Origin of the sequence: Streptomyces sp. NPDC059743 (assembly GCF_042732975.1) — a bacterium.
Taxonomy (GTDB): domain Bacteria; phylum Actinomycetota; class Actinomycetes; order Streptomycetales; family Streptomycetaceae; genus Streptomyces.
This window is the reverse complement of sequence record NZ_JBHWGS010000026.1, coordinates 102,871-129,499: the sequence shown is the minus strand read 5'-3', so window position 1 is coordinate 129,499 and position 26,629 is coordinate 102,871. Positions and strand designations below refer to the sequence as shown.

General features: G+C 70.9%; 22 protein-coding genes. 13 read left to right on the top strand and 9 right to left on the bottom strand.

Annotated elements, in window-relative coordinates:
- The first annotated feature begins 113 nt into the window (after positions 1–113).
- The 4 genes from ACFV6H_RS35140 to ACFV6H_RS35125 all read left to right on the top strand — a co-directional run bounded on the left by ACFV6H_RS35140 (position 114) and on the right by ACFV6H_RS35125 (position 7,903).
- Entirely contained in the window at positions 114–1,526 is a 1,413-nt protein-coding gene (locus ACFV6H_RS35140; protein ID WP_385550599.1) for an SWIM zinc finger family protein, read from the top strand.
- A complete protein-coding gene (locus ACFV6H_RS35135) occupies positions 1,523–4,348 on the top strand; it encodes a DUF6493 family protein (RefSeq protein WP_385550597.1) in 2,826 nt (941 codons plus the stop codon). Before ACFV6H_RS35140 ends, ACFV6H_RS35135 begins: the two co-directional genes overlap by 4 nt.
- A gap of 31 nt (positions 4,349–4,379) precedes the next feature.
- Positions 4,380–5,825 carry a GNAT family N-acetyltransferase gene (locus tag ACFV6H_RS35130; RefSeq protein WP_385550595.1) on the top strand — a complete coding sequence of 482 codons (1,446 nt, stop codon included), beginning with the start codon at positions 4,380–4,382 and terminating at the stop codon, positions 5,823–5,825.
- Positions 5,826–6,220: 395 nt separating this feature from the next.
- Positions 6,221–7,903, top strand: a complete 1,683-nt coding sequence (locus ACFV6H_RS35125; protein ID WP_385550593.1) for a DUF885 domain-containing protein — start codon at positions 6,221–6,223, stop codon at positions 7,901–7,903.
- A gap of 208 nt (positions 7,904–8,111) precedes the next feature.
- On the opposite strand, the gene ACFV6H_RS35120 is transcribed toward ACFV6H_RS35125, so the two are convergent.
- Entirely contained in the window at positions 8,112–8,963 is an 852-nt protein-coding gene (locus ACFV6H_RS35120) for an SDR family oxidoreductase (protein WP_385550591.1), read from the bottom strand.
- A 176-nt stretch (positions 8,964–9,139) separates the two neighbouring features.
- On the opposite strand from ACFV6H_RS35120, the gene ACFV6H_RS35115 reads away from it, so the two are divergent.
- Positions 9,140–10,273 (top strand): epoxide hydrolase family protein, encoded by a 1,134-nt coding sequence (locus ACFV6H_RS35115; RefSeq protein ID WP_385550589.1) that lies wholly within the window; start codon positions 9,140–9,142, stop codon positions 10,271–10,273.
- A gap of 19 nt (positions 10,274–10,292) precedes the next feature.
- Here ACFV6H_RS35115 and ACFV6H_RS35110 read toward each other — a convergent pair whose 3' ends face one another.
- Positions 10,293–10,865, bottom strand: coding sequence for a rhodanese-like domain-containing protein (locus ACFV6H_RS35110; protein WP_385550587.1), 573 nt, complete (start codon positions 10,863–10,865; stop codon positions 10,293–10,295).
- A gap of 94 nt (positions 10,866–10,959) precedes the next feature.
- On the opposite strand from ACFV6H_RS35110, the gene ACFV6H_RS35105 reads away from it, so the two are divergent.
- Positions 10,960–11,406, top strand: coding sequence for an Lrp/AsnC family transcriptional regulator (locus ACFV6H_RS35105; RefSeq protein WP_093604629.1), 447 nt, complete (start codon positions 10,960–10,962; stop codon positions 11,404–11,406).
- Positions 11,407–11,439: 33 nt separating this feature from the next.
- Here ACFV6H_RS35105 and ACFV6H_RS35100 read toward each other — a convergent pair whose 3' ends face one another.
- Genes ACFV6H_RS35100 through ACFV6H_RS35090 form a run of 3 tightly spaced genes read right to left on the bottom strand, consistent with a single transcriptional unit; the run spans position 11,440 to position 16,299 of the window.
- Complete coding sequence (locus ACFV6H_RS35100; RefSeq protein ID WP_385550585.1) at positions 11,440–14,493, bottom strand: AAA family ATPase; 3,054 nt, start codon at positions 14,491–14,493, stop codon at positions 11,440–11,442.
- The gene (locus ACFV6H_RS35095; protein WP_384986603.1) at positions 14,490–15,656 is read right to left on the bottom strand and encodes an exonuclease SbcCD subunit D; all 1,167 of its coding nucleotides are present in this window, start codon (positions 15,654–15,656) and stop codon (positions 14,490–14,492) included. Before ACFV6H_RS35095 ends, ACFV6H_RS35100 begins: the two co-directional genes overlap by 4 nt.
- A gap of 22 nt (positions 15,657–15,678) precedes the next feature.
- Entirely contained in the window at positions 15,679–16,299 is a 621-nt protein-coding gene (locus tag ACFV6H_RS35090) for a YigZ family protein (protein WP_385550582.1), read from the bottom strand.
- Positions 16,300–16,377: 78 nt separating this feature from the next.
- Here ACFV6H_RS35090 and ACFV6H_RS35085 point away from each other — a divergent pair, with 78 nt between their 5' ends.
- On the top strand, positions 16,378–16,788 hold the full coding sequence (locus ACFV6H_RS35085) for a CoA-binding protein (RefSeq protein WP_385550580.1): 411 nt from the start codon (positions 16,378–16,380) through the stop codon (positions 16,786–16,788).
- 391 nt (positions 16,789–17,179) lie between these two features.
- Here the strand turns inward: ACFV6H_RS35085 and ACFV6H_RS35080 are convergent, their stop codons facing one another.
- From ACFV6H_RS35080 to ACFV6H_RS35070, 3 genes are all read right to left on the bottom strand, one after another.
- Positions 17,180–18,379 (bottom strand): helix-turn-helix domain-containing protein, encoded by a 1,200-nt coding sequence (locus ACFV6H_RS35080; RefSeq protein ID WP_385550578.1) that lies wholly within the window; start codon positions 18,377–18,379, stop codon positions 17,180–17,182.
- A gap of 161 nt (positions 18,380–18,540) precedes the next feature.
- Entirely contained in the window at positions 18,541–19,095 is a 555-nt protein-coding gene (locus ACFV6H_RS35075; RefSeq protein ID WP_385550576.1) for a YbaK/EbsC family protein, read from the bottom strand.
- 44 nt (positions 19,096–19,139) lie between these two features.
- On the bottom strand, positions 19,140–19,712 hold the full coding sequence (locus ACFV6H_RS35070; RefSeq protein ID WP_385550574.1) for a helix-turn-helix domain-containing protein: 573 nt from the start codon (positions 19,710–19,712) through the stop codon (positions 19,140–19,142).
- 93 nt (positions 19,713–19,805) lie between these two features.
- On the opposite strand from ACFV6H_RS35070, the gene ACFV6H_RS35065 reads away from it, so the two are divergent.
- Positions 19,806–20,675 carry an EamA family transporter gene (locus tag ACFV6H_RS35065; RefSeq protein ID WP_385550572.1) on the top strand — a complete coding sequence of 290 codons (870 nt, stop codon included), beginning with the start codon at positions 19,806–19,808 and terminating at the stop codon, positions 20,673–20,675.
- Between the two features lie 44 nt (positions 20,676–20,719).
- Here the strand turns inward: ACFV6H_RS35065 and ACFV6H_RS35060 are convergent, their stop codons facing one another.
- Positions 20,720–21,469, bottom strand: a complete 750-nt coding sequence (locus tag ACFV6H_RS35060; RefSeq protein WP_385550570.1) for an acyltransferase — start codon at positions 21,467–21,469, stop codon at positions 20,720–20,722.
- Between the two features lie 491 nt (positions 21,470–21,960).
- Here ACFV6H_RS35060 and ACFV6H_RS35055 point away from each other — a divergent pair, with 491 nt between their 5' ends.
- The 5 genes from ACFV6H_RS35055 to ACFV6H_RS35035 all read left to right on the top strand — a co-directional run bounded on the left by ACFV6H_RS35055 (position 21,961) and on the right by ACFV6H_RS35035 (position 26,565).
- Complete coding sequence (locus tag ACFV6H_RS35055) at positions 21,961–23,784, top strand: ATP-binding protein (protein WP_385550568.1); 1,824 nt, start codon at positions 21,961–21,963, stop codon at positions 23,782–23,784.
- Positions 23,785–23,929: 145 nt separating this feature from the next.
- The gene (locus ACFV6H_RS35050) at positions 23,930–24,355 is read left to right on the top strand and encodes a roadblock/LC7 domain-containing protein (protein ID WP_093597512.1); all 426 of its coding nucleotides are present in this window, start codon (positions 23,930–23,932) and stop codon (positions 24,353–24,355) included.
- A complete protein-coding gene (locus tag ACFV6H_RS35045; protein WP_384778784.1) occupies positions 24,352–24,708 on the top strand; it encodes a DUF742 domain-containing protein in 357 nt (118 codons plus the stop codon). The genes ACFV6H_RS35050 and ACFV6H_RS35045 overlap by 4 nt, the downstream gene beginning before the upstream one ends.
- Positions 24,689–25,303: an ATP/GTP-binding protein gene (locus ACFV6H_RS35040; protein ID WP_066953768.1), complete on the top strand. Its 615-nt coding sequence runs from the start codon at positions 24,689–24,691 to the stop codon at positions 25,301–25,303. Before ACFV6H_RS35045 ends, ACFV6H_RS35040 begins: the two co-directional genes overlap by 20 nt.
- Positions 25,300–26,565, top strand: coding sequence for a cytochrome P450 (locus ACFV6H_RS35035; protein WP_384986594.1), 1,266 nt, complete (start codon positions 25,300–25,302; stop codon positions 26,563–26,565). Before ACFV6H_RS35040 ends, ACFV6H_RS35035 begins: the two co-directional genes overlap by 4 nt.
- Positions 26,566–26,629 lie beyond the last annotated feature (64 nt).

Below are 26,629 nucleotides of genomic sequence, written 5' to 3'. Positions count from 1 at the left end.
CGGACAGAACAATCGGAAGACAGCCCAGCAGGGCGCCAGTCAGTGCCCGAGCCACGACCACCGGAACCTGAGTATCAGCTTCGATGTCAGTGCCGGGATCTAACGTCTTTTCCATGACGCGATCCACGCAGGCAATGGCCTACTCCCGTCCGTCCGCCCTGGAGAGCGCCCCGGGCGGGCAGCTCCTCGGTCTGGAGACCTCCGGCGGGCTGACACCGACCGGCGCCGAGGCGCATCCACGGTTCTTCTCGGGCTTTCTGGCCTCGCCCAGGGCCGCCGCCCGAGGGCTGCTGGCGGTCGCGGATGTCGCGGGCGCGCGCTACTACCAGCGGATACTGGGCGGTTCGCTGGACCCGGTGGTGACGGGGAACGGCGACCGGCTGCGCTTCGAGTCGTTCTCCGGCTGCTGCGGCGTGTACGCGCGGCTCGATGTGGAGCCGGACGGGCTCGACGGCGCCCGGACGGGCCATGGCACGACCAATGTGGATGTGAACAGTCCGCTGCGTGAGGCCCTGTCGCGGATGACCGGTGACGATCCGCTCCATCTGCGGGTGGGCCCGGACGAGTTGGCGGTGACCACTGTCGAAGAGCCGGTGGTGGAGAAGAAGGTTCCGCTGCCCGACCGGTGGCTGCGCGGTTTCGCCGAGGCACAGGTCGTCTCCGCCGGCTTCGATCTGCGGGCCGAGCTGTCCGCCGGCGAGGCCGTCCGTTTTCTGCGCTCGCTGCCGCGCGGTTCGGGCACGGCCTCGCGTGGGGCGCGGTGGGTCGTACCGGCCGGGAAGACTCTGCGGCCGACCACCAGGCCGGTGCCGGGAGCCGTCTGTCTGCCGGGTCCCGAGCAGCTGGCCGCCTTGCAGCGTGTGCTGCGGGACGCCACGGCGCTGCGGGTGTACGGACCGGTGACGGACGGAGAGCCGACGGCGAGTGCCTGGGAGGCGGTGCTGCCGGGCATGCGGCTCACACTGACTCTGTCGCCGAGCGCGGCACGCGGATTCTCCGGCGAGGGCGGAGTGCTGGAGGCGCTGGCCACCGGCGAGGCGGCGGAGGACGCCGAGCTGGTGTCCGTACTGCTGGCGTGGGAGCCACGGATCGATCCGGCGGAGCTGGCCGGGCAGGCAGGGCTGACGGTCGGGCGCGTACGGGCGGCGCTGACCCGGCTCGGTACGGCCGGCCGGGTCGGCTATGACCTCGCGGACGCGTCGTACTTCCACCGCGAGCTGCCGTACGACGCGGACCGCGCCGAGCGGCACAATCCACGGCTGGTCGCGGCCAGGGCCCTCCTCTCGTCGGGGGCGGTGGCGCTGGACGGCGAGCCGGCCTCCGTGGCCTCGGGCGAGCGGCGCTATCAGGTGCGGGAGGCCGACGGTGTGCTGAGCTGCACCTGCCAGTGGTGGGCGGAGTACCGAGGCAGACGCGGCCCGTGCAAACACGCGCTGGCCGTCCGGATGGCGCGGCGCGAGGCCGTTGTGACGAGCGCGAGCGCTGTGACGAACGAGGCCGTTGCGACGAGCGGCGGTGTGCGATGAGTGAGTTGCTCGACGCCGTACGGGCGGGCCGGGTCCAGGACATTCCCGGGCTGGTCAAGCCGCTGAGCGCGGCGGACAGGAAGACGGAGCTGGCCGCGTTGAAGGCGTTCCGCACGGAGATGCGCGGCTGGCCCTGGGACCAGTGGCGCGAGCGCAGAAAGGCGGGACACGCGCTGCTGGTGGCGGGAGCCGGCTGCCATACGGGGGCCGCGGCGACGGCGGCCTGGATCGGCGCGCGTGAGATCCGTGAAGGTCTCGGGCTGCCACACACCGAGCTGCTCGACCTGCTGGCGGAGCGTGATCCCGGCTGGCTCGGGGATGTGGCGCACCGCCTCGCGGGCCGGGCCTCGACCGCGCAGCTCGACCATCCGCTGATCGCGGGCCTGGTGCGGCTCGCGGGATGTCCGGTGCCGACCACTGACGCGTTTGTGCACGGCTGGGCTGAGGCCACGCCGTCGCACGGCAGGCTCCTGCCCGCGCTCCGGGCGGACCCGCTGGTGCGGATCATGGTGCCCAGGCTCTTCGAGACAGCCGAACTCCCCTCTCCTCTCGGCTGGTACGGCGATGCCGAGGAACCGCACCACTGGCCGACGGCGCTCACCGTCCTCGCCGAGGAGGGCGTGGTGGAGCGGAGTCTGCTGGTGGACTCGTCCATCGCGCGTCTGCTGCGCGGCGGCGCACCGGGCGATCTGGGCTTCTTCCTGAATCTGCTGCGCCGGCTCGCGCCGACCGCGGACGAGGAACGGGACCATCTGGCCGACTGGATCGGTATGGCGGCGGACGGGCCGTCGACCGTCGCGGGTTACGCGCAGGGCGTGCTCGCCAGGCTGGCGCTCGCGGATGATCTGCCGGTGCGGAGCCTCGCGGACATGTCCCGATCGGTGCTGTTCCGGCCGGAGAAGAAGCTTGTCAGGGCCCAACTGGTGCTGCTGGGCAAGGTCCTGCGCGCGGACGGCGGCTCGGCCGGTGAGCTGCTGCCCGTCGTCGCCGAGGCGTTCGGGCACGAGGACACGGCTGTCCAGGAGCGGGCGCTGAAGCTGGTGGCGCGCCATCTCTCCGCCGTCGGTGCCGAGCCGCGGGCCGAACTGGTCCTGGCGGCGGCTTCGTTGAGCCCGGTCCACCGGGCGCGGGCCACCGAGGTGTTCGGTGAACTGCCGACGGGGCCGGATCCGGTCCCGTACGAGGAGATCCTGCCGCCCGCGCCGGTCCCGGCCCGTCTCGCTCCCGCCCCGGCGGGCCTCGCCGAGCTGGTCGAGGAGGTGGTGGCGCTGGTCGTCTCGCGCGAGGAGGTGGTCTCGTTCGAACGGACGCTGGACGGGCTAGTGCGGCACGCCTACCAGGACCGGGCGGCGCTCGCCGACGCGCTGAAGAACGCGCTGGCCGATTGCTGGTGGCTCGACGGCGGACCGGAGCAGGACCGCGACCGGCGGTTCTCCAGGATCCCCGACGGAGTGGAGGTGGTGGCGGCCTCCATATGCGAGCAGGTCTCCGTCACGGCGCTGTGGAACACCAGGTCGCGGGCGGCGGTACGGCAGTCCTGCGCGCACACCGTGCTGAATGGAGTCACCGAGGCGCGGCTGTGGGAGGCCGCCTTTCTGCTGCGCACCCGGCCGCTGCCCTTTCTGCTGGCCACGCCGACCTGGGAGACGGGCGCGCTGGATCCCGATGTCCTGGTCGAGCGGCTCAGCGAGTACCAGCGGCTCTGTGCCACGCCGGCTCCGGTGGACTTCGCCCAGGCCCTGCTCCGGGTACGGCGCGACTCCGACCCGGAGGCGGCGCGCGCGGCGGCGGCGCTCGGCACTCCTGAGGCCGACCGGCTGGCCGCCTGGCTCAGCGGCGACGGCACGGCACTGCCCGCGCTCGACTCCGCCGAGGAGCCCGGGCAGCCGGAGGCGGACGAGCCCGCCGAGGAGGGCCGCCGCTGGCTGGAGTCGGTGACAGGCCGGCTGGGCGCGGTCAGGGAGCGGCTGGCGATCCACCGGGAGTTCCCGCCGGCCTTCCGCTGGCTGGGCAGTCCCGTGCTGCCCGCCGGATCGGGCTGCCATCACTGGGTCGGTGGCGAGCGCGCCCACTGGCCCGCCGTACTGCCCGAGGACCGGGACATACTCGCCGGGTGGCTGCTGCCCAAGGTGGCGGCCTGCGCGGAGGACGACCAGCGGGGCGGCTCCTGGTGGCTGCCGGTGCTCGCCGAGAGCGGTGGTCCTGTCGGTGCCGGCCTGCACCGGGGCGTGGCGTACGGACTCGGCGCCCGGCATCCGGACGACCGGCTGTCGGCGATGGACGCGCTGCTGGTGCTGGCCGCCCGCGGTGATCTGGACGCGCCGCTGCTCGGGCGGGAACTGGCCACGCTGGTGACCTCCGAGGCCGTCAAGGTCAACCGGCTGGCCGACGCGCTCCGCACCGCCGCGGCGACCGGCGCGTACGCCACGGTCTGGTCGGTGCTCGGCGCCGCACTGCCCGGCCTGCTGGCAGCGGAGGCCGCCCGGCCACGGCCCGCCGGAAGGGCCAGGACTGTGGCCGCCGAGACTGTGGCCGCCAGGACCGGGACGGCGAAGGCGAAGGCCGCCGCGGCCGTACGTCCCGGTCTCGGGGAGCTGCTGGCCGTGGCCGCGGAGTGTGTGGAGCGGTGCGGCGCGCGGGATGCGATACCAGGTCTGGCCGAATTGGCGGCCCGCGGAGGCTCGTCGCGTCTCGCCTCCCAGGCGGCCCGGCTGCTGGCCGCATTGCGTCAGGGAGACGATCATTCCACGCCAGAACTGGCCGAAGATCGCCCAAATGGGAACAGAACCATCCTTAACCCATCAGTCACAAACCGTTCGTGATCACGCAACACCATTCCGTCAGAGTGAGGTCATGACCAATGTGACGTCTGCGAAGAGTGTCCGCCGCCCCCACCACTGGCGGCGGGACCTTGTCGAACTGGCCGCGCTGTTCACCGCGGTGGCGGTCGCCGACTCCGTGGCGAACATGATCGCGCATGGACCCGACGGTACGTTCCTGCTGTTCGCCTCCGCCCTGACCTTGATCGCCACCGCCGCCTTCCACACATGGTGGGCACGGAGGCACAGTCATGCACCACCGGCCGCCGATCCCGCCCACGTCTCCGACACGGGCTCCGACGCCCTGCCCGTACCGGCCCTTCCGGACCCCCGGCAGGGAGTCCTCCCGGCCGAGACGGTCGAGACGGTGCTCTGGCGGATGCGGACCACCGTGCGGGACGAGCCGGGCAGTCTGGCCGCGCTGTGCACGGCGTTCGCCACGCTCCATGTGGACATCCTCACGCTCCAGACGCATCCGCTGGCCGAGGGCACGGTGGACGAGTTCCTGCTGCGCGCTCCGGCCGGGCTCCAAGCGAAGGACCTCATCGGCGAGGTCTCGGCGGCGGGCGGCAGCGGCACCTGGATCGAGCGCGCCGACGCACACGATCTGGTGGACACACCGACCCGGGTGCTGGGCCTGGCCACCCGTACGGCGCTGGACGGCGCCGAGCTGCCGCTCGCGCTGCGCCAGTTGCTCGGCCGCTGCACGATCCACTCGCGGCCCGCGCTCCCGGTCACCGGACGCGCCACCGGTGAGAGCGCGCCGGTCGAGGGCGTGCTGGACGGTACGGAGATGCGGCTGCACGACCCGAACGGCGGAAGCATCACCGTCGAGCGCCCGTATCTCGCCTTCACGCCCACCGAATTCGCCCGGGCCCGCGCCCTGGTCGAGCTGGACGCCCGGCTCGGCCCGCGCATCCCGCGCAGCCAGGATGTGCTGACGCTCCCGGAAGGCGAGGAGATCACCGTACGGCGTGCCGACCGTGACGATCTCGACGCGGCGCTCGCCATGCACAGCCGCTGCTCCGAGCGCACGCTGAGCCAGCGCTACCACGGCCCGGTGGGCGACGCGGACCGCTATCTCCAGCATCTGCTCAGCCCGCGCTTCGGCCGTACGCTCGCGGTCGAGTCGGCTTCCGGGCGGCTGGTCGCCCTCGGGCATCTGCTCTGGGACGGCGACGAGACCGAGGTCGCGCTGATCGTCGAGGACGCCTGGCAGCGGCGCGGTATCGGCTCCGAGCTGCTCGGCCGACTGGTCGCGCTCGCCGTGGAGGCGCACTGCACCAGCGTGTACGCGGTCACCCAGGCGTCCAACACCGCCATGGTCGCGACCATGCGCGATCTCGGTCTGCCGCTGGACTACCAGATCGAGGAGGGCACGCTCGTCATCACGGCCCGGCTGGACCCGACGTCCGTGTCGGTGCTGCCGCCGTACGGGGACTCCGGTCTGTTCGACCACCACGGCCAGGCCGACCGCTGAGCACCCGAGACCGCTGAGCACGAGCACGAGCACCCGAATACGCCATATCTGAACACCCGGCCCGTACGGACCGGACGCCTCGCGCACAGCCCGGCGCAGCCCACCGGGTCCGTTCGGTCCTTACGGGCGCGGCGGCCGACCGTCCTGTTCCGGCCAAACTCGGCGGCGGTCCGAAGTCCGCCCCGGGCCCCGGCCTGCCCGTCTCCGGACGGAACGAATCCGGCTCTTGGCCCGAAGCCGCCTCCTTCACCTCCCGGGCACCTCCCGGCCACTGCTCAACTGGTCTTCCGGCAGGGCGATCGAGGGCCGCTCAAGCCTCTGTCGTCGGCCAATCCGCCCATGCCACGGAATTCATGATGTGACGAGGGCGGTCTCTCTTGGAGAAGATGGCCCGCATGTCAGACACAGCCGGCAGCGCGCTGCCCCGCCAGGTCGCCGACGCCTACGTCGACGCACTCATCGAACTCGATCCCATCACCGGCACCTTTCTGGGCGTCGCGGAGAGTTCCCGTCGCCTTCCCGATTTCTCCCCGGCCGGTCAGCAGGCTCTCGCCGATCTCGCCCGGGAGACGCTCGCCCGGCTCGACCGGGCCGAGACGCTGCCGGGCGCGGACGCCGATGCCGAGCGGTGCTGCGGCCGGCTGCTGCGTGAGCGGCTGACGGCGGAACTCGCCGTCCATGACGCCGACGAAGGGCTGCGCAAGGTCAGCAACATCCACTCGCCGGCGCATCACATCCGCGAAGTGTTCACCGTGACACCGGCCGAGACGGACGAGGACTGGGCGGCGATCGCCGAGCGGCTGCGGGCCGTGCCGGCGGCGCTGGAAGGTTTCCGCGCCTCGCTCGCCCTGGGACTCGAACGCAAGCTGTACGCCGGGCCGCGCCCCACCGCGACCTTTGTCGGCCAGCTCACGGAGTGGGCCGGTGAGGAGCGCGGCTGGTTCGAGGAGTTCGCCTCGGCGGGCCCCGAACCGCTCCGTACCGAGCTGGACGACGCCGCGCGCGGGGCCACCGCCGCCGTCGCGGAGCTGCGTGACTGGATCCGTGATGTGTACGCGCCCGCCGTCGAGGACGCGCCGAACACCGTGGGCCGGGAGCGCTACGCCCGCTGGGCGCGCTACTTCAACGGCACGGATCTCGATCTGGACGAGGCGTACGCGTACGGCTGGTCCGAGTACCACCGGCTGCTGGCCGAGATGAGGACCGAGGCCGAGAAGATCCTGCCGGGCGCCGGTCCCTGGGAGGCACTCGCGCATCTTGAGGAGCACGGAGAGCACATCGAGGGCGTCGACGAGGTCAGGGAGTGGCTCCAGAACCTCATGGACGAGGCCATGGATGCGCTGGACGGCACACACTTCGAACTCGCCGAGCAGGTACGGAAGGTGGAGTCCCGGATCGCACCGCCCGGCGGGCCGGCCGCGCCGTACTACAGCAGCCCGTCCGAGGACTTCTCACGGCCCGGCCGCACCTGGCTCCCGACCATGGGCGCCACCCGCTTCCCCGTATACGACCTGGTGTCCACCTGGTACCACGAAGGCGTCCCGGGCCACCATCTCCAGCTTGCCCAGTGGACGCTGGTCGCCGACCAGCTCTCCCGCTACCAGGCGACCGTCGGCATGGTCAGCGCCAACGCGGAGGGCTGGGCGCTCTACGCGGAGCGGCTCATGGACGAGCTGGGCTTCCTGCCGGACGCGGAGCGCAGGATCGGTTATCTGGACGCGCAGATGATGCGTGCCTGCCGGGTGATCGTGGACATCGGTATGCATCTGGAGATGGAGATCCCGGCGGATTCGCCGTTCCACCCGGGCGAGCGCTGGACGCCTGAGCTGGCGCAGGAGTTCTTCGGGAACCACAGCGGCCGTCCCGCGGACTTCGTGGAGAGCGAGCTGACCCGCTATCTCTCGATGCCGGGCCAGGCGATCGGCTACAAGCTGGGCGAGCGCGCCTGGCTGCTCGGGCGGGAGAACGCCCGTAAGGCACATGGCGACGCGTTCGACGCGAAGGCCTGGCACATGGCGGCGCTGTCGCAGGGCTCGCTGGGTCTGGACGACCTGGTGGAAGAGCTGTCCAAGCTCTGAGCGGCGGTGGCGGCAGCGGTAGCTGTAGCGGTACGGCGGCTGCCGGTCCCGGCCGAAAGGCACGGGCCCGGCGGCGTCCGCCGGCGGTGTGGTGAGGCGCCCTTACGAACCGTACGAGCTGTAAGAACCGTACGAGCCGTACGAGTCACGGGCCGGCACGGGTACGGACGGTCTCGGCGCCGGCCATCCGGTTCACCGACCGTCCGGTTCAGCGGCGGAAACCGCCCTCCGAGTCGATGATCTGACCGGTGATCCACTCGGCCTCGTCGGTGGCGAGCCAGGCGATCAGCCGCGCCGGATCATCGGGCATGCCCCAGCGTCCGGCCGGGAACAGCGCGGCGATCGCCTCGTACGCGGAGCCCGTCAGATAACCGGTGTCGACGGGACCGGGATTGACGGTGTTGACCGTCACCGCGAGATCCGCGAGCGAGTTGGCCAGGGACCGTGTCGCCGAGGCGAGGGCTCCCTTGGCCAGCCCGTACGCGATCTCCTCCGGCATCCCGCCTCCGAGGTCCTGACCAGAAGTCATCATGACGATCCGGCCGCCGGGCGTACGGTCGGGAAGCGCCGCGCGCAGCCGGGCGTACGCCTGGACGAGCAGCACGACCGACCGGGTGTCGACCGCCCAGTGCGCGTCGAGCATCGCCGCGTCGACGGTGTCGAGCGTGCCGTCGGAACCGCTGAGCGCGTGGTTGGCGACGAGAATGTCGAGCCGCCCGCCGAGTGCCTCGGCGGCGGTGCCGATCAGTTCCGCGGGTGCCTCGGGCCCGGCCAGATCCCCGGGACCGTGCACCACCCGCGCCGCCGGATCCGCCCGCGCCTCCCGTACATACGCGGCGACACCTTCCGGCCCTTCGGGATCGGCGCCCCAGGGCTGACGCGCATCGTGCGGCACATGGTGATGGAGATAGACGCTCGCGCCGTACGCGACCAGCCGCCGCGCGACCGCGCAACCGATACCACCACGGCGACTGGCCCCGGTCACCAAGGCGGTCCGGCCGCACAGCGGCAACGGGTCACGGCGCAGAGCCAGGGCGCCGGGGGAATCAAGTGCGGACATGAGCGCCCATGATCGTCGGTACGGCAGTGGATGTCATCCCGATATCCCGCAGTGCGGTCCTGGCTTCGGGCTCCATCTGGCGGCGCTGCGCGACCCCGAACCACACACCCTGACGCAGGCTTGGACGCTCAGGCATGCACCACTCTCATGTGAGAACGGAAACCTTGGAGACTCCTATGGCCCACCACACACCCATGATCACCGTCACCGACATCGAGCTGAACGAGCTGCGCTCACGGCTGCTCGGCACACGGTGGCCGACTCCCTGGCCCGTCGGCGGATGGGATGCCGGTACCGAGGCCGGCGAACTGCGACGCCTTGTCGCCCGCTGGGCCTCCGACTACGGCTGGCGTGCCCACGAAGCCGCCATCAACGCACTCCCGTCCCACCTCGCGGACATCGACGGAACTCTCCTCCACTACCTCCGCTTCGACGGTGAACGCTCCGGCGCCCTGCCGATCGTTCTGACCAACGGATGGCCCAGCTCCTTCCTCGAACTGACCGCCCTCGCCCGCCGGCTGGCCACACCGTCGCAGTACGGAGGCGATGCCGCCGACGCGTTCACCGTCATCGTCCCTTCGCTGCCCGGATTCGTCTTCTCACCTCAGCGGCCCTCGCTCACGGAGCCGCCGCAGACACACGAGATCTGGCACCGGCTCATGCGCGACGAACTCGGCTTCGAGCGCTACGCCGCGCACGGGAGCGACCTGGGCGCCGGCATCACTTCCCGGCTCGGCGAAGCCCATCCGGACGCCCTGGTGGGCATCCATCTGATGGCGATCGCCAACCCGGTCACGTACGACGCCGCCGGCGTCACTCCTGAGGAGCAGGAGTACCTCGATTCCGTCGCGGCATGGTCCGCCGAAGAGGGCGGATACCTGCACGAACAGAGCACCCGCCCACTCACCCTGAGCTACGGACTGGCCGATTCGCCGACCGGGCTGCTCGCCTGGATCGTCGAGAAGTACCGCGCGTGGAGCGACTGCGGAGGCGACCTGTCGTCCCGGTTCAGCGACGACTTCATCCTGACGCAGGCGTCGCTCTACTGGTTCACCCACACCATCTCGACCTCGTTCCGGCCCTACTACGAATACGGGCAGCGGCTGACGAGGCGCGTGGAGCGGGTGAATGTGCCCACGGCCCTCGCCCTGTTCCCGGCCGACCTCACGCAGCCGCCCCGTAGCTGGGCCGAGCGCACGTACAACATCACGAGGTACACCCGCATGCCCCGCGGCGGCCATTTCGCGGCCCACGAAGAGCCCGAACTCCTCGCACACGACCTCATCGAGTTCTTCCGCGCACACCGGTGAACGCCGAAACCCGCGTGGGTCAGCAGCCGCAGACCGCCGCGCCTACGGGTGCGGTCAGTGGATCGGCGGCGTGGCGTTCGAGGCCCTGCGCGGTCTCGATCTCGAAGCCCTCGCGGATCCAGTACTCGATACCGCCGAGCATCTCCTTCACCTGATAGCCGAGACCGGCGAGGGCGAGCGCGGCGCGCGTGGCGCCGTTGCAGCCCGGGCCCCAGCAGTACGTGACGACCGGCACCGCCTTGTCGAGGAGCGGCTCGGCCTGCTCGGCGATCAGTGCGGTCGGGAGGTGGACGGCTCCCGGGATATGGCCCTGGTCCCAGGACTCGGTGGAGCGGGAGTCGAGTAGGACAAAGCCGGGATCGCCGTCGGCGGCCAGCGCGGCGGCGACATCGGAGACATCCGCGTGGAAGGCGAGGCTCGCGCCGAAGTAGGCGACGGCTTCGCCGGGCGAGGCGGGCGGCACCCGCAGGACCGGGCTGTCGGCGGTCGACGGAGCGTGGCCAGGGGCCGGAACAGGAGCAGGAGCTGACGTAGGAGCCGGAACCAGAGCAGTAGCAGGAGCTTGGACACTCGTGCGGGAATGTGTGGTCATGACCAGAAATCTACGGTCGCCGACCGGCCCGCTGAAGAGGGATTCCCCGGTCCTCACCTTGATGGGCATGAGCTTTCCCTGCTATTTCTCGGTGATGACCGAGTTTTCACCGGACGCCACCGACTGGCACCTGCTGGATGTCCTGCAACGCGACGGCCGGATCAGCTTCGCCGAGCTGGCCAGGGCCGTCTCCATGTCCGCGAGCGCTGTGACCGAGCGGGTGCGCCGACTGGAGGAAGCCGGAGTGATCTCCGGCTATACCGCGGTGGTCGACCGTGAGCGGCTCGGCCGGTCCATCCTCGCCTTCGTACGGCTGCGTTATCCGAACGGCAACTACAAGCCGTTCCACGATCTGCTGGAGGCGACCTCCGAGATTCTGGAGGCGCACCATGTGACGGGCGACGACTGTTTCGTACTGAAGGTCGCCGCCCGCTCGATGAGCCATCTCGAAGAGATCTCGGGCCGGATCGGCGCCCTGGGCTCGGTCACCACCAGCGTCGTCTACTCCTCGCCGCTGCCCCGCCGCTCCCTCAGCCGCTGACCGGCTCCTCGTCGCTGACGACCGCCCGCGCCTTTACGCCTCCGGCTCCCCCGCCGCGCGCTGGCGCACCGCCGAGCCGTGCCGTTCCTTGACGATCTCCAGCTGGGTCGGAATACGGCGGCGCAGATCGGCGACATGGCTGACGATGCCGACGCTGCGGTCGCGTTCCCGCAGCGCGTCCAGGACATCGAGGACCTCGTCCAGCGTCTGGTCGTCCAGGCTGCCGAATCCCTCGTCGATGAAGAGGGTGTCCAGCCGTACGCCACCGGCCTCGTCGGTGACGACATCCGCGAGACCCAGCGCCAGGGCGAGGGACGCGAAGAAGGTCTCGCCGCCCGAGAGCGTCGCGGTGTCGCGCGCGCTGCCCGTCCAGGCGTCGACAACCTGGAGTCCCAGTCCCGACCTGCGCAGCCCGCCCGCCCGCGCGTCGGAGTGGACGAGGGCGTACCGCCCGGAGGACATGCGCTGGAGCCGTACGGTGGCCGCCGCGGCGACCTGTTCCAGCCGGGCCGCCAGCACATAGGACTCCAGGCGCATCCTGCGTTCGTTGTCGGCGGAGGTGCCCGCGGTGAGTCCGGCGAGGCATGCCACGCGGTCGTACTCCTCACGCACCGGGCCGAGCGCGCGTACCTCCGTCTCGGCCAGCCGGGAGAGCCGGCCCAGTTCGGCGCGGCGGTCCCGGGCGGCGACGGCGGTGGCGGACGCGTCCCGCAGCGCACGCTCGGCCCGGTCGTGCGCGTCCTGCGCGGCGGCGGTGCCTGCGGGCGGGCGCTCGGCGGCGGCCCGGGCGTCCGGTTCGGCGAGCCGGTCGGCGACCGCGGCGGCCTCGGCCTGGAACTCGTCCAGCCGGTACTGGAGTTCGCGCCGGTCCCTATCGGTGAGCAGGGCGGCAGCCGCGGCCTGCGGAGTGTCGAAACCGGCACGGAAGGCGGCGCTCGCGAGTCTGCCGTGGGCCTCCTTCAGCTGTAGCGCCGTGGTGTCGACCGCGCGTACGGCCTCGGCGGCCTCGGCCAGCCAATGGGCCCGGCGCTCAAGCTGTGCGGCGCGCTCCGCGACGGATTCGGCGTCTCCTCGGGCGCGGCTCAACTCGGCGCGCAGCGCGCCCTGTTCGCGGTCAAGGGCTTCACGTCGTGAGGTACGGGCGGCGACGCGGCGTTCGGCCTGCTGTCGTGCGGCGAGCCGCTTCTCGTGCTCGCGCTCGGCACGGTCGAGGGCCTCGCGCGCCGCGTGCGTACCGGCCGCGAGCCGATGCACCTCGGTGTACTCCCGCTCCAACTCCCTTGCGAATGAGGTGAGTTCGGCGACTCCGGACCCGGAACCCACACCCACGCTCACACCCACTCCCGCGCCACCGGCCGCCTCGCGGGCCGCCGCGTACCGCTCCACGAGAGCGACATGCTCGCGCTCGGCCGTGTCACGGGCCTTCGCCGCCCGCTGATACGCCGTCAACGCGGCTTCCTCGGCGGCCGGTTCGACCTGTCCGTCGGCGGCGCGCGCGGGCTCGGGATGGGCGGCGGAGCCGCAGACCGCGCACGGCTCGCCGTCGACGAGCCGGGCTGACAGCTCGGCCGCCATGCCGCGCAGCCGCCGCTCCCGCAGTTCGAGCCAGCTCTCATGCGCGATGTTGGCGTGGTCCCTGACCCGGCGCAGCCGCCGCTCGGCGTCGTCGGCCGCCGCTTCCAGGCTGTCGCGCCGGACGGCGGCTTCGAGCCGCTGCCGGGCCGGTTCGAGCTGTCCGGCGAGCTGTTCGGCGCGTGTCGCCGCCTCCTGGGCGGCCTCGATACGGTCCCGTAGCGCCCGGCGTTCGGACTCCCAGCCCGCCAGCCAGCCCGCCGCGTCCTGGAGGATCTCCTCGTCGGCACGCGCCTGCCGGTCCAGTTCGGCCCGTTCCTCAGTGATCTCCGCACTGCGCAGCTCCGCGCGCCGGGCCGCGTCGAGAGCGCCGAGCTCCTGCCTCATGGCCCGTTCCAGCGAGGCCAGTTGCTCGGCGCCCGCCTCCGCGAGATCGGCCGGCAGCAGCGCCCGCGTACGGTCGTACTCGTCACACGCTTCCCGATGCGCCTCCTCGGCCTCCTCGCGCAGGGCGAGCGCCGGGGCCACCAACTCGGCCTTGTGGGCCCGCTCCAGCAGCGCCTGGCCTCGGTCGCGCTCGGCGCGGCGGGCTTCGAGCGCCTCGGCGCGCAGTCGCGTGTCGGCGAACCGCCTTTGCAGCCGGGCCAGTTCGTGTACGGAGTCCAACTCGCGCCGGGCGTCGGCCCGTCGGCTCTCGGCCGCGGTGAGCGCCGACTCCGCGATGTCGGCCCGCTCCTGGGCGGTGGAGCGGGCGACCGCCGCCCACTCCAGAACAGCCTGCGCGAGCCCTGCGTCGCCCGGCCGACGCTCGGGCGGCGAGGGAGCCGAACTGCCGTCCGCGGCCTGGGCGATGCGCTGTGCGACACCGAGCAGCCGGTCGTCGCCCGCGCGTACCCGGTGTTCCGCGGCGCGGCGCAGCTCGGCGAGCCGTTCCTCGACCGCGGCGAACCGGCGCGTGTCGAAGAGCGTGCCGAGAAGCTTGCCGCGCGCCTCGGCGTCGGCGCGCAGAAAGCGGGCGAAGTCGCCCTGAGGCAACAGCACCACCTGGCAGAACTGCTCACGGCTCATCCCGAGGAGCTGGCCGATCTCCTCTCCGATCTCCTGGTGGGAGCGGCTCAGCGCCCGCCATTCGGCGCGCTCGGCGTCGTACTCCCGCAGCAGGCTCTGGGCTTTCTCCGTGGTGAAGCCCTTGGCCTTGGCGCGTTTCTTCGGGCGCTGCTGCGCGGGCCGCCGGGTGATCTCGAACCGCCTTCCGCCCACGGTCAGTTCGAGCGCCACCTCGGTCGCGGTCCCGGAGGACGCGTGGTCGCTGCGCAGCGGAGCGCCGGGACTCTGCCGGGCCCCGGGCACGGCTCCGTACAGCGCGTAGCAGACCGCGTCGAGTACGGAGGTCTTGCCCGCGCCGGTCGGGCCGTGCAGCAGAAAGAGCCCGGCGGTGGAGAGCGCGTCGAAGTCGACGGTCTGGGTGGTGGCGAAAGGGCCGAAGGCGGTGATCGTCAGCCGGTGCAGTCTCACCGGCTCACCTCGCGCGCCGCGCCGTCGGCCCGTATCTCGTCCAACGCGTCGCGCAGCACGGCGCGTTCGTGTTCGTCGGGCCCGGCCCCGCCCCGTACATGCGCCACGAAGTCCTCCGCGATCTGCTGGTCGGTACGGCCCGCGAGCCGCTGGGCGTAGGAGGCGAGCGGATCGTCGTCCGCGCGCTCGGGAGCGAAGACGAGGCTGAGCGTGTACGGGAAACGCCCGGTGAGCCGGGCCATGGGCTCGGCCGGGCGGACCGGATCGGTCAAGGTCGCCTCGACCCAGGAGTCCTCGTGCCGGGCGAGCCCGGGATCGTCGAGCAGCGTGTCGAGCGGGCCGCGGATCCTGGCCAGCGCGCGCGGCACCGGGCAGTCGACGCGCTCGGCGTCGATCTCGCCGTCCGGTCCCAGCTCCACCAGCCACATGGTCTTGCGGTGGCCGGTCTCGGAGAAGGAGTACGCGAGCGGTGAACCCGCGTAACGGACACGCTCGGTGAGGATCTGGCAGCCGTGGAGATGGCCGAGCGCGGCATAGTCCACGCCGTCGAAGATCCCTACGGGCACGGAGGCCACTCCGCCGACGGTGATGTCGCGCTCGCTGTCGCTGGGCGCGCCGCCCACGACGAAGGCGTGCGCGAGGACGACGCAGCGGGTGCCGGGTGCGCGGCCCGCGAGGTCGGTCCGTACGCGCTCCATCGCGGCGCCGAGCACTGCCTCATGTGCGGGCTTCGCCGCCTTGAACTCATCGCGTACCAGGGCCGGTTCGAGATATGGCAGTCCGTAGAAGGCCACCTCGCCATGGGCGTCGGAGAGGAGTACGGGAATGCCGCAGCCGGCCGGATCGGTCCGCAGATGGATCCCGGCGTGCTCCATCAGCCCGGCGCCGACGCCGAGTCGGCGCGCCGAGTCATGGTTGCCGGAGATCATGACGGTCGGTACGCCGGCCTCGGCGAGGCGGTGCAGCGCGCGGTCGAAGAGCTCCACGGCGGCGAGCGGCGGCACGGCCCGGTCATAGACGTCGCCCGCGACCAGGACCACGTCCACCTCGCGCTCCCGGACCGTCGCGACAAGATGGTCGAGGAAGGCGGCCTGGGCGTCGAGCAGGCTCACGCGGTGGAACGAGCGGCCGAGATGCCAGTCGGAAGTGTGCAGAATCCTCATGTGTGCAGAATCCTCAGAATCCTCAAATGAAGGCCTCGCCGCCCAGTTCCAGTACGGCCGTTCCTGCCGTGGTATCGGCGAGCCAGGCACGGAAGGACGCCAGATCCGCGTCCGGCAGGCCGATGCCGATGGTGACCGTCTCGCCGTAGCGCACCTCGCGCACCGTACGGCCCGTGGCGCGCAGATCGTTCTCCAGCCTGCCCGCGCGCTGATGGTCGACGGTGACGGTGGCGAGCCGGAAGCGCTGTCGTGTCACCGTGCCCAGGGCATCCAGGGTTTCGCCGACCACTCCGCCGTACGCCCGGATGAGCCCGCCCGCGCCGAGTTTAACGCCGCCGTAGTAGCGGGTGACGACCGCCGCGGTGTAGCGCACCTCGCGCCGCATCAGCATCTGGAGCATCGGCGCACCGGCCGTCCCGCCGGGCTCTCCGTCGTCGCTCGCCTTCTGTACGGAGGCGTCGGCGCCGATCACATACGCGTAGCAGTTGTGGGTGGCCGTCGGATGCTCCTTGCGGACGCGTGTGACGAACTCCTGTGCCTCCCGTTCGGTCGCGGCGGGCGCGAGCGCGCAGAGAAAGCGCGACCGGTTGATCTCGGTCTCGTGCATGCCCGCGCGGGCGACGGTCCGGTACTGCTCCTGCATCTCTCCACCCTATGCGGCGGTGTCCGACGGGAATGGCCGGGGCGTACGGTCCGTTCTCCTGGCATGTACGCAGATGGCATGTACGCAGACGCAGAGACGATCCGTAAGATCCTCACCTCGACCGGTGACACCTGGGCCGTGGTGGGCCTGTCGAGCAACCCTTCCCGGGCGGCCTACGGAGTCGCGGCCACGCTCCAGCGCTTCGGCAAGCGCATCGTCCCGGTGCATCCGAAGGCCGAGACGGTCCACGGCGAACCGGGCTATGCCTCGCTGGCCGACATCCCTTTCCCGGTCGATGTCGTGGACGTCTTCGTCAACAGCGACCTGGCGGGCGCGGTCGCGGACGAGGCGGTAACGATCGGCGCGAAGGCGGTCTGGTTCCAGCTCGGCGTGATCGACGAGGCGGCATACGCCCGCACCCGCGCGGCGGGCCTGTCCATGGTCATGGACCGCTGCCCGGCCATCGAGATCCCCCAACTCCCACGCTAGCCCCCCCGGGGGGGGAGGGTGCTCGGCATCCTCGTCCGAGCACCGGATGACCAGCCGGCTCACGTCATACCTGAGCGGTCCGATCGAGTCGACGAGACTCCCGGCGAAACCCGGGTGCGATCGGAGAGACTCCTTCGCACCCGGGGAGGACGCCGCTCACGCGGTCACCCATTCGATGATCAGCAGCATCCAGGCGACGCCATAAGACGTCACAAGGAGCGTCTTCGCCAGTCTGGTCAGGCTCACTGTCCTCCCGCGGCTTCCGCCGACGGGTCACCGACGGCGGAGCCGTCCGAGGGGAAGACTCGCCAGAAGGTCGTCTCCGCGCCCTTGTACGATCGGTGGGACGGATTCTTGCCCGTGTGAATCAGGACCTACATCTTTTGCGACGCTAATCCGCCACACCGACGAATTGCGCCAGCGGTCGGAGCCCCTGCGGCTTGTTCGGCAGTTCCCACAGGTCCCGGATGATGGACACAGCCAGAGTGTGATGGCGCATCCACGCGGGGGCCACGCGGCGAAGGGATTCCAGCGCCTTGACGGCGCCTTCGGCGTCCCCCAAGTCTGTATGTGCCCGCGCCACATCCAAAAGCAACCATGTGCGCCAAGACGGAGGCGTGTCTTTTGAGAGACGCATCCCCTTGGCCAGGCTCAGGGCCTCCGCCGGATGTCCGTGCTGAACTGCGAGGCGGACGCGTTCGATGCGGACGGACGATCTGCTGAAGACGCTTACCATGCGGTTGTCCTCGGATGCCGGAAGCTTGCTGACCCGCTCCGCTTCCTTCTCTGCTGCGCGCATCATCTCGTCCGCGCGCTCGTAGTCGTTGCTCCGGGCGTAGCTCGTCGCAGCAGACATCATCAGCGCTCCCCACACCTTCACACTTTCGGCGGTGGTGAGACCCGCCCCCTTGACCCTGTCGGCCGCATAGCGCGCTACGGAGATCGCGTCCAGGAGCCTGTTCTGGCGCTGATACGCCCATGCCACCGAGTTACAGATCATGGGAGTCAGGAGAGGGTCCGAGGATTTCTCCGCCTCCGCTATCGCACGCTCCAGGCTGATGATCGCGAGATCCGTCTTGCCCAGCCTGACCGCAAGGTGGCCGCCAAGCTGGAACGACTTCCCCAGGGCAGCGTGAGAGCCCTCCTCGCCGGCCGCGACGAGGCGCCGCGCGTCCGCGATGATGTCCGGAAGAGTCTTCATGAGGCTGTCGAACTCCGCGGCATGGTACTCGGACCATGCGTCTGCGATCCGATCGCGCAGCTCAGCCACAGACAGTCCGTCTGCCTCCGCGGGGTCCGGTCCGGGGGCGAAGGCGGTGGGGGTGATTGCGCGCCTGACAGCAACAAGGGCCGGCGAGTCACCATCACCCTCGGACCGTGCTCCCGGCGGATCCCCCAGCAGCGACGTCAGCTCGACACCGAGACCATCAGCCAGCGCGTGCAGGGTGGGAAGCCGCGCAGAGAGCGTCCGCTTCTGCTCCAGCTTCCTGATGACGTCAACAGACACTTCAGACGTCTCGGACAGCTCCTCTTGTGTCATCCCGGACAGCTTCCTGAGGCGCCGCAGCGTGTCGCCTAGTTGCTCACTCACCCTGAAACGGTACGTCGCCCGACCGTCGGTACGTAACGCGAAAAGCCCCCTGCATCCGCAGCGCGGAGCATCGCAACATCCCCGGCGACAGAGATCCCCCAACTCCTCCGACCTGGCCGTGAGGCTGAGCGCCGACCCTGTGCGGTCGGCCGGAGCTGAGGTCAGATGCCCAGGCCCGCCAGGATCACCGCGCCGGGCAGGGACGCCAAGGATTTGCCCGGGACGATCAGTTTGCCTCGGCGGCTGCCGCTGCCGATGAGGATCCATTCGGTGTCGAGCACAGCGGAGTCGATCAGCAGTGGCCAGTTGGCGGGCAGGCCGATCGGGGTGATGCCGCCGTACTCCATGCCCGTCTCGCCGACCGCGGTGTCCATCGAGGCGAACGAGGCTTTTCGCGCGCCGAGTTGACGGCGGACCGCGCCGTTGACGTCGACGCGGGTGCGGGAAAGGACGACGCATGCCGCGAGTGTGGTCTCGCCACCGCGCTTACCTGCCACGACCACGCAGTTGGCCGACTGGTCGAGCAGTTCGGTGCCGTAGTGCTCGGCGAAGACCGCCGTGTCCGCGATCGCCGGATCGGTGTCCACGTACACCAACTGCTCGGCCGGAACGTCGCCCTGCCATGCGCGTACGGCGTCGGCGACGGGCGGAGTCAGCAGGTCGAGGCGGTCGGGGGCCGGGACGGCGTTGTCGAAATGTCCGAGAGGAGCACGCATGGATCTCACGCTAACAGCCGTCCCGGGACGGCCGGCCGGTTGTCTCAGCGCGCGGGCGGGATGGAGACGGCCATGACCAGTTCGCAGATGTCCGGGCCGTCGTTGCGGTAGGTGTGCGGGACGTTCGCCTCGAAGGTCGCGGACGCGCCGGCCGGTACGGAGTGCGGTCCGCCGTCCACGACCAGCGTCAGCTCGCCCGCGGTCACATGGAGCAGTTCGGTGGTGCCCGGCGGATGCGGATCGGATGAGCTGGCGTCACCGGGCATCAGGACCCAGGACCACATTTCCAGCGGCCCGCGCGCCTCGGTGCCCACCAGCAGCGTGGTGCGGCTGCCCGCCGGCGTGGACCACATCCGTACAGCCTGGCTCTCCGGTACGACTCTGACCTGCGGGCCCTGCTCGTAGTCGAGAAGCGTGGTGATGGAGACGCCGAGCGCGTCCGCGAGCTTGACGGTGGTGCCGACGCTCGGGTTCGTCCGTGCCTGCTCGATCTGGATGATCATTCCGCGGCTGACTCCCGCGCGGGCGGCCAGGGCGTCGAGCGTGAAGCCCCGTTCACCTCGCCAGCGTTTGAGATTGCGCGCCAGCGACTGCGTGAGCTGATCGAGGTCAGACACATTCCGTCCAATATATTCAATGAAACAGTTCAACAGACTGCACTATGGTGGGCTGCACCGAATCGTCCATCGCACTGTACTGCGAGGCCCTTCATGACCGCACTGTTCGCCCTGGCCACCAGCGTGCTGTGGGGACTCGCCGACTTCGGCGGCGGACTGCTCACCCGGCGCCTGCCCGCCCTGACCGTCGTCGTGGTCTCGCAGGCCCTCGCCGTGGCGGTCCTCGGCGCGATCGTGATCGCCAGCGGCGGCTGGTCGGAGGCCGGACCACGGCTCTGGTACGCGGTCGCCGCCGGAGTGGTCGGCCCGGTCGCGATGCTCAGCTTCTACAAGGCGCTCGCCCTCGGCCCGATGGGCGTGGTCTCGCCACTGGGCTCGATCGGCGTCGCCGTACCGGTCGGAGTGGGACTCGTCCTCGGCGAACGGCCGGGACTGCTCCAGTTCGCCGGGATCGCGGTGGCCGTGGCCGGAATCGTTCTCGCGGGCGGCCCCGAGCTGCGCGGAGCCCCGGTCCGGCGGCAGGCGGTGCTGCTCACGCTGGTCGCCGCGTTCGGCTTCGGCGCGGTGATGGCGCTGATCTCCGAGTCCTCGACCACCGTGACCGGGCTGTTCCTCGCGCTCTTCGTCCAGCGCGTGGCCAATGTGACGGTCGGCGGGACCGCGCTCTATCTCTCGGTGCGCCGCGGAGCCCGCGCGCTGCCGGAGGACGGCGGCGGGCTCCGTGCCGTACGAGCCGCTCTGCCGGCCCTTGCGTTCGTGGGACTCGCCGATGTGGCGGCGAACGGTACGTACGCGCTGGCCGCGTGGTACGGACCCGTCACCGTCGCCGCCGTGCTGGCCTCGCTCTATCCGGTGATCACGGCGGTCGCGGCACGCGGAGTGCTCAAGGAACGGCTGCGCGCGATCCAGGCCGCGGGCGCCGGGCTCGCACTCATAGGCACAGTGCTGCTGGCGGCGGGCTGACGACGGCCCGGCCCGCCCGCCCCGTATCCGCCTGACAGCGCGCGTCAGGACGGCCGCTCCAACTCCCCGAGCGCCAGCAGCTGTTCCGGCGTGATGCCTTCCGGGATCGGCACCGGCGCGGGCGTGCGCAGCGGCGGCTGCCAGCCGCGCTCGTCGTCCCAGCTCCGTACGACCCGCGCGGGCGCGCCGGCCACCACCGCGTGGTCGGCCACCTCTCCTCGTACGACGGCGCCCGCCGCGACCACCACATTCCGGCCGAGCCGCGCGCCGGGCAGGATCACCGCGCCCGTACCGAGCCAGCAGCCGGGCCCTATCTCCACCGGTTCCATCCGCGGCCACTGCTTGCCGACGGGCACCTTCGGATCGTCGTAACTGTGGTTGGTCGACGTGATGTAGACATATGGCCCGCAGTAGGTGTCCGCGCCGATGGTCACCGTGGTGTCGGCGATCACATGGCTGCCCCGGCCGAGCACCACTCCGTTGCCGAGCGTCAGCACCGTCTCGGGGCCGAGGTCGAGTCCGGGCATCATCCCCGCGGTCAGAGTGACGTGTTCGCCTATGACGCAGTGCTCCCCCAGCTCGATCCACGGCTCGCCGAAGACCGTGCCCTGCGGAAAGGCGAGCCGGGTGCCGGTGCCGATCCGGCGGAAGCGCAGCCGTCCCGGACGCTCGGCGCTCACCGCACCGGTCTTCTGGATCCAGCGCCAGCCCTCGTGGACGGCCCGGGAGAGAAGACGGCGCCGCCAGGAGGCCGGTGAGGAGAGTGATGAGAACGTGTTTCTGTTCTTCGGCACCCGCCTCACCGTAGTCGGCGGCGACCGGCCGGACCGGGCCCACTCGCTGTGACGTTCACCCCACGACGCCGGCCACGACACCACCCACGGGACGCCCACAGCACCGGCCACCACACCCCGGGTTGGCTGAAATCAGTTGACCACAAGGTGTGTTGAGTCCCCGGAATGCTTCCGCGGACGGCCTCCCGGCGGCGGAACGGGCGGTAAGGGCCGCTGATCGGGCAGGCCAGGCCCGTACGACAGGCCTCATAACGGACATCCCCATTTACCATGCCGCCGCTGGCCGGTGGGTGACTTCGGGACGAACTCCCCCGTTGTGTGGGCTCCGGGCTCTCCACGGCCTCCCGTGCCACTCCGCGTGGTTAGCATGAGCGCCACATGTGGTGCGGAAGATCGCCGTCCCCATCGGTGTCCGATCCCGCCCGTGCGGCCGAACCGCGCTGGTCGGCCGGTCTGTTTCCCCCCGCACTCAAGTACCGAGGGACCGCGGAATGTCAGTGCCTGTCGCCCCCAGCCCGCGCCGCATACGCACGAAACGGTCGTCGCTCGCCGTGCCCCTGACGCTGGTGGTGGTGACCGGCGCGGTCGCGGGCGCGGTGGCCGCGTCGGCTCCCGCCGCCGCCCGTGCCTGGGTGGCCGCCACCGTCGCGGTCGCCTGGGCATGTGTGGCGGTCGCCGTCGTCATGGCCGCGCTGCTGGTCCGCCGCGTACGACGCGGTACGGCCACGGCGGAGAGCGAGATCAGGACGGCGCAGACGCGGCTGGCCCAGTCCGGCGCGGAGACCGCGCATCTTCTGAACGTCACGCTGCCCGCCGTGGTCAAGAGACTCCGGGACGGCGCGAGCGCCGAGGAGACGCTCGCCGCCACACCGGCGCCGTCCGATCCCCAACTCCGCCGTGTCCTGGAGATGTTCACCGCCGAGATGGCGGACTCCGAAGGGCGCGCGGCCAAGGCCGCCGCCGACGGCGAGACCGCCCTGAGCCGGCTGGCCCGGTCCGCCGACGATCTGGATCTGCTCACCACGAAGACGCTGCCCGCCGCGCTCGGCGGGCTGCGCTCGGGCGGCTCCGCCGACACGGTGCTCGGCAGTATCGATCCTCCTGCCGATCCACGGCTGCGGGTCCTGGTGGACACGGTGGTACGGGACTTCGCCACCAGCGAGCGGCGCGCAGCCGCAGCGCAGGCGGCCAGCGCCAAGGCGCTGAGCCGGGTGCAGGCGAAGGCGGTGAGCATGCTGGCCGATCTGCGGGAGATGCAGGACCGGCACGGCGAGGAGGTCTTCGGCGATCTCCTCAAGCTCGACCACAACACCTCGCAGCTCGGACTGCTCACCGACCGGCTGGCCCTGCTGATGGGCGGACGCGCGAGCCGCGCCTGGAACAAGCCGATCGGCATGGAGAGCATCCTGCGCGGCGCGGTGGGCCGGATCGCCGCGTACCAGCGCGTACGGCTGCACTGCTCCAGCACCGCCGCGATCGCCGGGTTCGCCGCCGAGCCGGTGATGCATCTCCTCGCCGAACTCATGGACAACGCGGCGAACTTCTCGCCGCCGATCGACGAGGTGCATGTCTATGTCGAGGAGCGCACCGCCGGACTCGTGGTGACCATCGAGGACAGCGGACTGAAGATGGCGGACGCCGCGATGCGGCGCGCCGAGGAGTCCGTGTCGGGACGCGTCACCGACCTGGCGATGCTCCAGGGCACCCGGCTCGGTCTGGCCGTGGTCGGCAGGCTGGCCGCCAAGTACCACATCAGTGTCAACTACCGGCCGTCCTCGCGCGGTGGCACGGGTGTCGTGGTGCTGTTCCCGCCGCAGCTCATCGCGCAGCAGCGGATCCTGACCAACGAACAGTCGCTGCGGCGCCCGGCGCCGGAGGCAACCGTCGCGGCGCCCGCCGGACCGGCGGTCACCGCCGCGCCGCCCTCCTCCACGCTGCCGCCCTCCTCGTCGCTCCGGTCCGTGGCCGGTGGTGCCGACGAGTTCCTCGCCGACCTGTCCGTCCCTGCCGACGGGCCCAACGTGGCGACGCCCAACGGTCTGCCGGTGCGCCCGCCGGGACGCACCATGGCCGCGGCCGACCGTGGCAGGCCGCAGCCGGAGACCGAGTCCGAGTCCGGTGAGACACGCCCCGGCCGTGACGCGGGCTCCCAGTTCGGAGCCTTCCACCGCGCGCGGCGCCCCGCCGACGGTCCTGCGGGAAGCGGAACACCCGCGACGGAAACGTCTACGACCGGAACGTCCACGACCGGAAGCACGTCCGAAGGACAGAGCCCGCCCGAAGGCGGCGACATACCCGGCATACCGGCCGACTAGGGCCTGTCCGCCGGACAGGCCCCAGGGCCGCGCTCTCCCCGTACGGCGCCCGGGGACTCGGCGCCCATCCCCCACCCGAACGCGAGATTGGAGGCACGGGCTGGTGACCGGTTCACCGGACAGCAACACCCGCCCCACGCACACCATGCAGCAGACCACTGACAACAGCCTGACCTGGCTCCTCGAGAGCCTGTTGGAACGCACCCCCGGCACGCGGCATGCCCTGGTGCTCTCTCGTGACGGGCTGAAACTCTGCTGGAGCCGCCATCTCACCCTCGATCAGGCCGATCAGCTCGCCGCCATCTGCTCCGGCATCCAGGCGCTCGCCCAGGGCGCCTCGGTGGAGTTCGGCAACGGCACCGGCGGCGTACGGCACTCGATGACCGAGTTCCACGGCGGTCTGCTCTTCATCGTCGAGGCCGGCGACGGCGCCCATCTCGCGGTGGTGGCCGAGGACGGCGCCGATCCCGGTGTGGTGGGCCACCAGATGACCGAGCTGGTCGAGCAGATCGGTGAACATCTGCGGGCCGAGCCGCGCAGCACTCCCCTCCAGGAGAGTTCACCGTCATGATCCGCCGGCCCGTCGACATCGGGGATCCGGACCGGCTGTACACCGTCACCGGTGGCCGCAGCCGGGCCGACGACGACTCGTTCGACCTGGTCACCCTGATCGTCAGCGAGTGCGAACCGACGGCCGGGATGCAGTCGGAGCATGTCAAGATCCTCGGACTGTGCCGCCATCCCACCGCGGTCGTCGAGATCTCCGCCGAGCTGAAACTGCCGGTCACGGTGGTACGTATCCTCCTCGGCGATCTCCTCGCGACGGGCCGGATCACCGCCCGGCATCCGCGCGCCGCGCGCTCCGCCGAACTTCCCGACTCCGCCCTCTTGAAGGAGGTGCTCCTTGGACTCCGCAACCTCTGAACTCCCGGCCCGTACTCCACTGGCCGATGCCGCCGAGACCGGGCTGAAGATTGTCGTCGTGGGCGGATTCGGGGTCGGAAAGACCACCCTCGTCCGCTCGGTCAGCGAAATCCGTCCGCTCAACACCGAAGAGGTGATGACACAGGCCGGGATCGGTGTGGACGAGACGGCCGGGCTGACCACCAAGACCACCACGACCGTGGCCTTCGACTTCGGCCGGATCACGCTCAACGAGCTGATGGTGCTCTATCTGTTCGGCGCACCCGGGCAGGAACGGTTCTGGTTCCTCTGGGACCGGCTGTTCTCGGGCACGCTGGGCGCGGTCGTCCTGGTGGACACCCGGCGGATGAGCGAGTCCTGGTACGCCATCGACCGGCTCGAACACCACCGGACACCGTTCGTGGTCGCGGTCAACCGGTTCGACGACGATGTCTCCGCGTTCTCTCTGGACGAGATCCGTCAGGCGCTCTCGCTGCCGGACCATGTCCCGCTGATCGACTGCGATGCCCGGGTGCGCTCGTCCGGCAAGAACGTTCTGATCACCCTTGTGGACCACCTCTACGAACTGGCCATGGCCCGGGAGATGACACCATGACCGACCCCACGGGCTCCGGACCCGACCTGGCCCCGCCGCCCGAATGTCCCGCGCACGCGGGTGCCGTACCGCTCAGCGGTCTGGAGTACCAGCAGACACCGTCCCAGCTCTACCGCACCCTGCGCAGGGAGCACGGCGCGATCGCGCCCGTCACACTCGACGGCGGCATTCCCGCCTGGCTGGTGCTCGGCTACTCCGAGGTCTCCTATGTCACCAGCCACGACGAGCTGTTCGCCCGTGACTCACGGCGCTGGAACCAGTGGGAGTCCATCCCCGCCGACTGGGCGCTCATGCCGTTCGTCGGCTACCAGCCGTCGGTGATGTTCGCCGAGGGCCCCGAGCACCAGCGGCGGGCCGGAGTGATCACCGACGCGCTGGAGGCGATCGACCAGTTCGAACTGGCGTATCTGTGCCGGGAGATCGCCGAGGGCCTCATCGACACCTTCGCCGGCAGCGGGCAGGCCGAGCTGATGGCCGCGTACGCGCACGCCCTGCCGATGCGGGCCGTGGTCCAGCTCTGCGGGATGCCGGCCGACGGTGTGGACACCGACGATCTGGTGCGCGATCTGCGGATCTCGCTCGACGCCGACGAGGGCGACGATCCGGTCGCCGCCTATGTGCGCGTCATGGAGCGGATGCAGCGGCTGGTCAAGGACAAGCGGGATAATCCCGGCTCCGATCTGACCTCACGGATGCTGAGCAATCCGGCCGGGCTGACGGACGAGGAGATGGTGGTCGATCTGATCACCGTCATCGCCGCCGCCCAGCAGCCGACGGCCAACTGGATCTGCAACACGCTGCGTCTGCTGCTGACCGACGACCGGTTCGCGCTGAATGTGTCCGGCGGACGTCTCAGCGTCGGGCAGGCGCTCAACGAGGTGCTGTGGCTGGACACGCCGACCCAGAACTTCATCGGCCGCTGGGCGGTACGGGACACCCAGCTCGGCGGCCGGCACATCAAGGCGGGCGACTGTCTGGTGCTGGGGCTGGCGGCGGCCAACACGGATCCGCAGATCTGGCCGGAGGGCCATATCGGCGCGGAGAACTCCGCGCATCTCTCGTTCAGCAACGGTGAGCACCGCTGTCCCTATCCGGCTCCGCTGCTGGCCGATGTCATCGCCCGTACCGCGATCGAGACGCTGCTGGAGCGGCTGCCCGATGTGGTACTGGCCGTGGAACCGTACGAGCTGACCTGGCGGCCCTCCATCTGGATGCGGGGACTGACCGCGCTGCCGGTGAGCTTCACGCCCGTCGTGCAGTAGCTTCGGGCAGAGACCGTACGTCCGGCCGCCGGGCCCGGGGCATGCCCTCGGGCCCGGCGGATGC

Bases quoted from the DNA above. Each gene is read 5' to 3' on its own strand.
- ACFV6H_RS35140 (WP_385550599.1), top strand. From the start codon at position 114: ATGACGCGATCCACGCAGGCAATGGCCTACTCCCGTCCGTCCGCCCTG.
- ACFV6H_RS35135 (WP_385550597.1), top strand. From the start codon at position 1,523: ATGAGTGAGTTGCTCGACGCCGTACGGGCGGGCCGGGTCCAGGACATT.
- ACFV6H_RS35130 (WP_385550595.1), top strand. From the start codon at position 4,380: ATGACCAATGTGACGTCTGCGAAGAGTGTCCGCCGCCCCCACCACTGG.
- ACFV6H_RS35125 (WP_385550593.1), top strand. From the start codon at position 6,221: ATGTCAGACACAGCCGGCAGCGCGCTGCCCCGCCAGGTCGCCGACGCC.
- ACFV6H_RS35120 (WP_385550591.1), bottom strand. From the start codon at position 8,963: ATGTCCGCACTTGATTCCCCCGGCGCCCTGGCTCTGCGCCGTGACCCG.
- ACFV6H_RS35115 (WP_385550589.1), top strand. From the start codon at position 9,140: ATGGCCCACCACACACCCATGATCACCGTCACCGACATCGAGCTGAAC.
- ACFV6H_RS35110 (WP_385550587.1), bottom strand. From the start codon at position 10,865: ATGACCACACATTCCCGCACGAGTGTCCAAGCTCCTGCTACTGCTCTG.
- ACFV6H_RS35105 (WP_093604629.1), top strand. From the start codon at position 10,960: ATGACCGAGTTTTCACCGGACGCCACCGACTGGCACCTGCTGGATGTC.
- ACFV6H_RS35095 (WP_384986603.1), bottom strand. From the start codon at position 15,656: ATGAGGATTCTGCACACTTCCGACTGGCATCTCGGCCGCTCGTTCCAC.
- ACFV6H_RS35090 (WP_385550582.1), bottom strand. From the start codon at position 16,299: ATGCAGGAGCAGTACCGGACCGTCGCCCGCGCGGGCATGCACGAGACC.
- ACFV6H_RS35085 (WP_385550580.1), top strand. From the start codon at position 16,378: ATGTACGCAGACGCAGAGACGATCCGTAAGATCCTCACCTCGACCGGT.
- ACFV6H_RS35075 (WP_385550576.1), bottom strand. From the start codon at position 19,095: ATGCGTGCTCCTCTCGGACATTTCGACAACGCCGTCCCGGCCCCCGAC.
- ACFV6H_RS35065 (WP_385550572.1), top strand. From the start codon at position 19,806: ATGACCGCACTGTTCGCCCTGGCCACCAGCGTGCTGTGGGGACTCGCC.
- ACFV6H_RS35055 (WP_385550568.1), top strand. From the start codon at position 21,961: ATGTCAGTGCCTGTCGCCCCCAGCCCGCGCCGCATACGCACGAAACGG.
- ACFV6H_RS35050 (WP_093597512.1), top strand. From the start codon at position 23,930: ATGCAGCAGACCACTGACAACAGCCTGACCTGGCTCCTCGAGAGCCTG.
- ACFV6H_RS35045 (WP_384778784.1), top strand. From the start codon at position 24,352: ATGATCCGCCGGCCCGTCGACATCGGGGATCCGGACCGGCTGTACACC.
- ACFV6H_RS35035 (WP_384986594.1), top strand. From the start codon at position 25,300: ATGACCGACCCCACGGGCTCCGGACCCGACCTGGCCCCGCCGCCCGAA.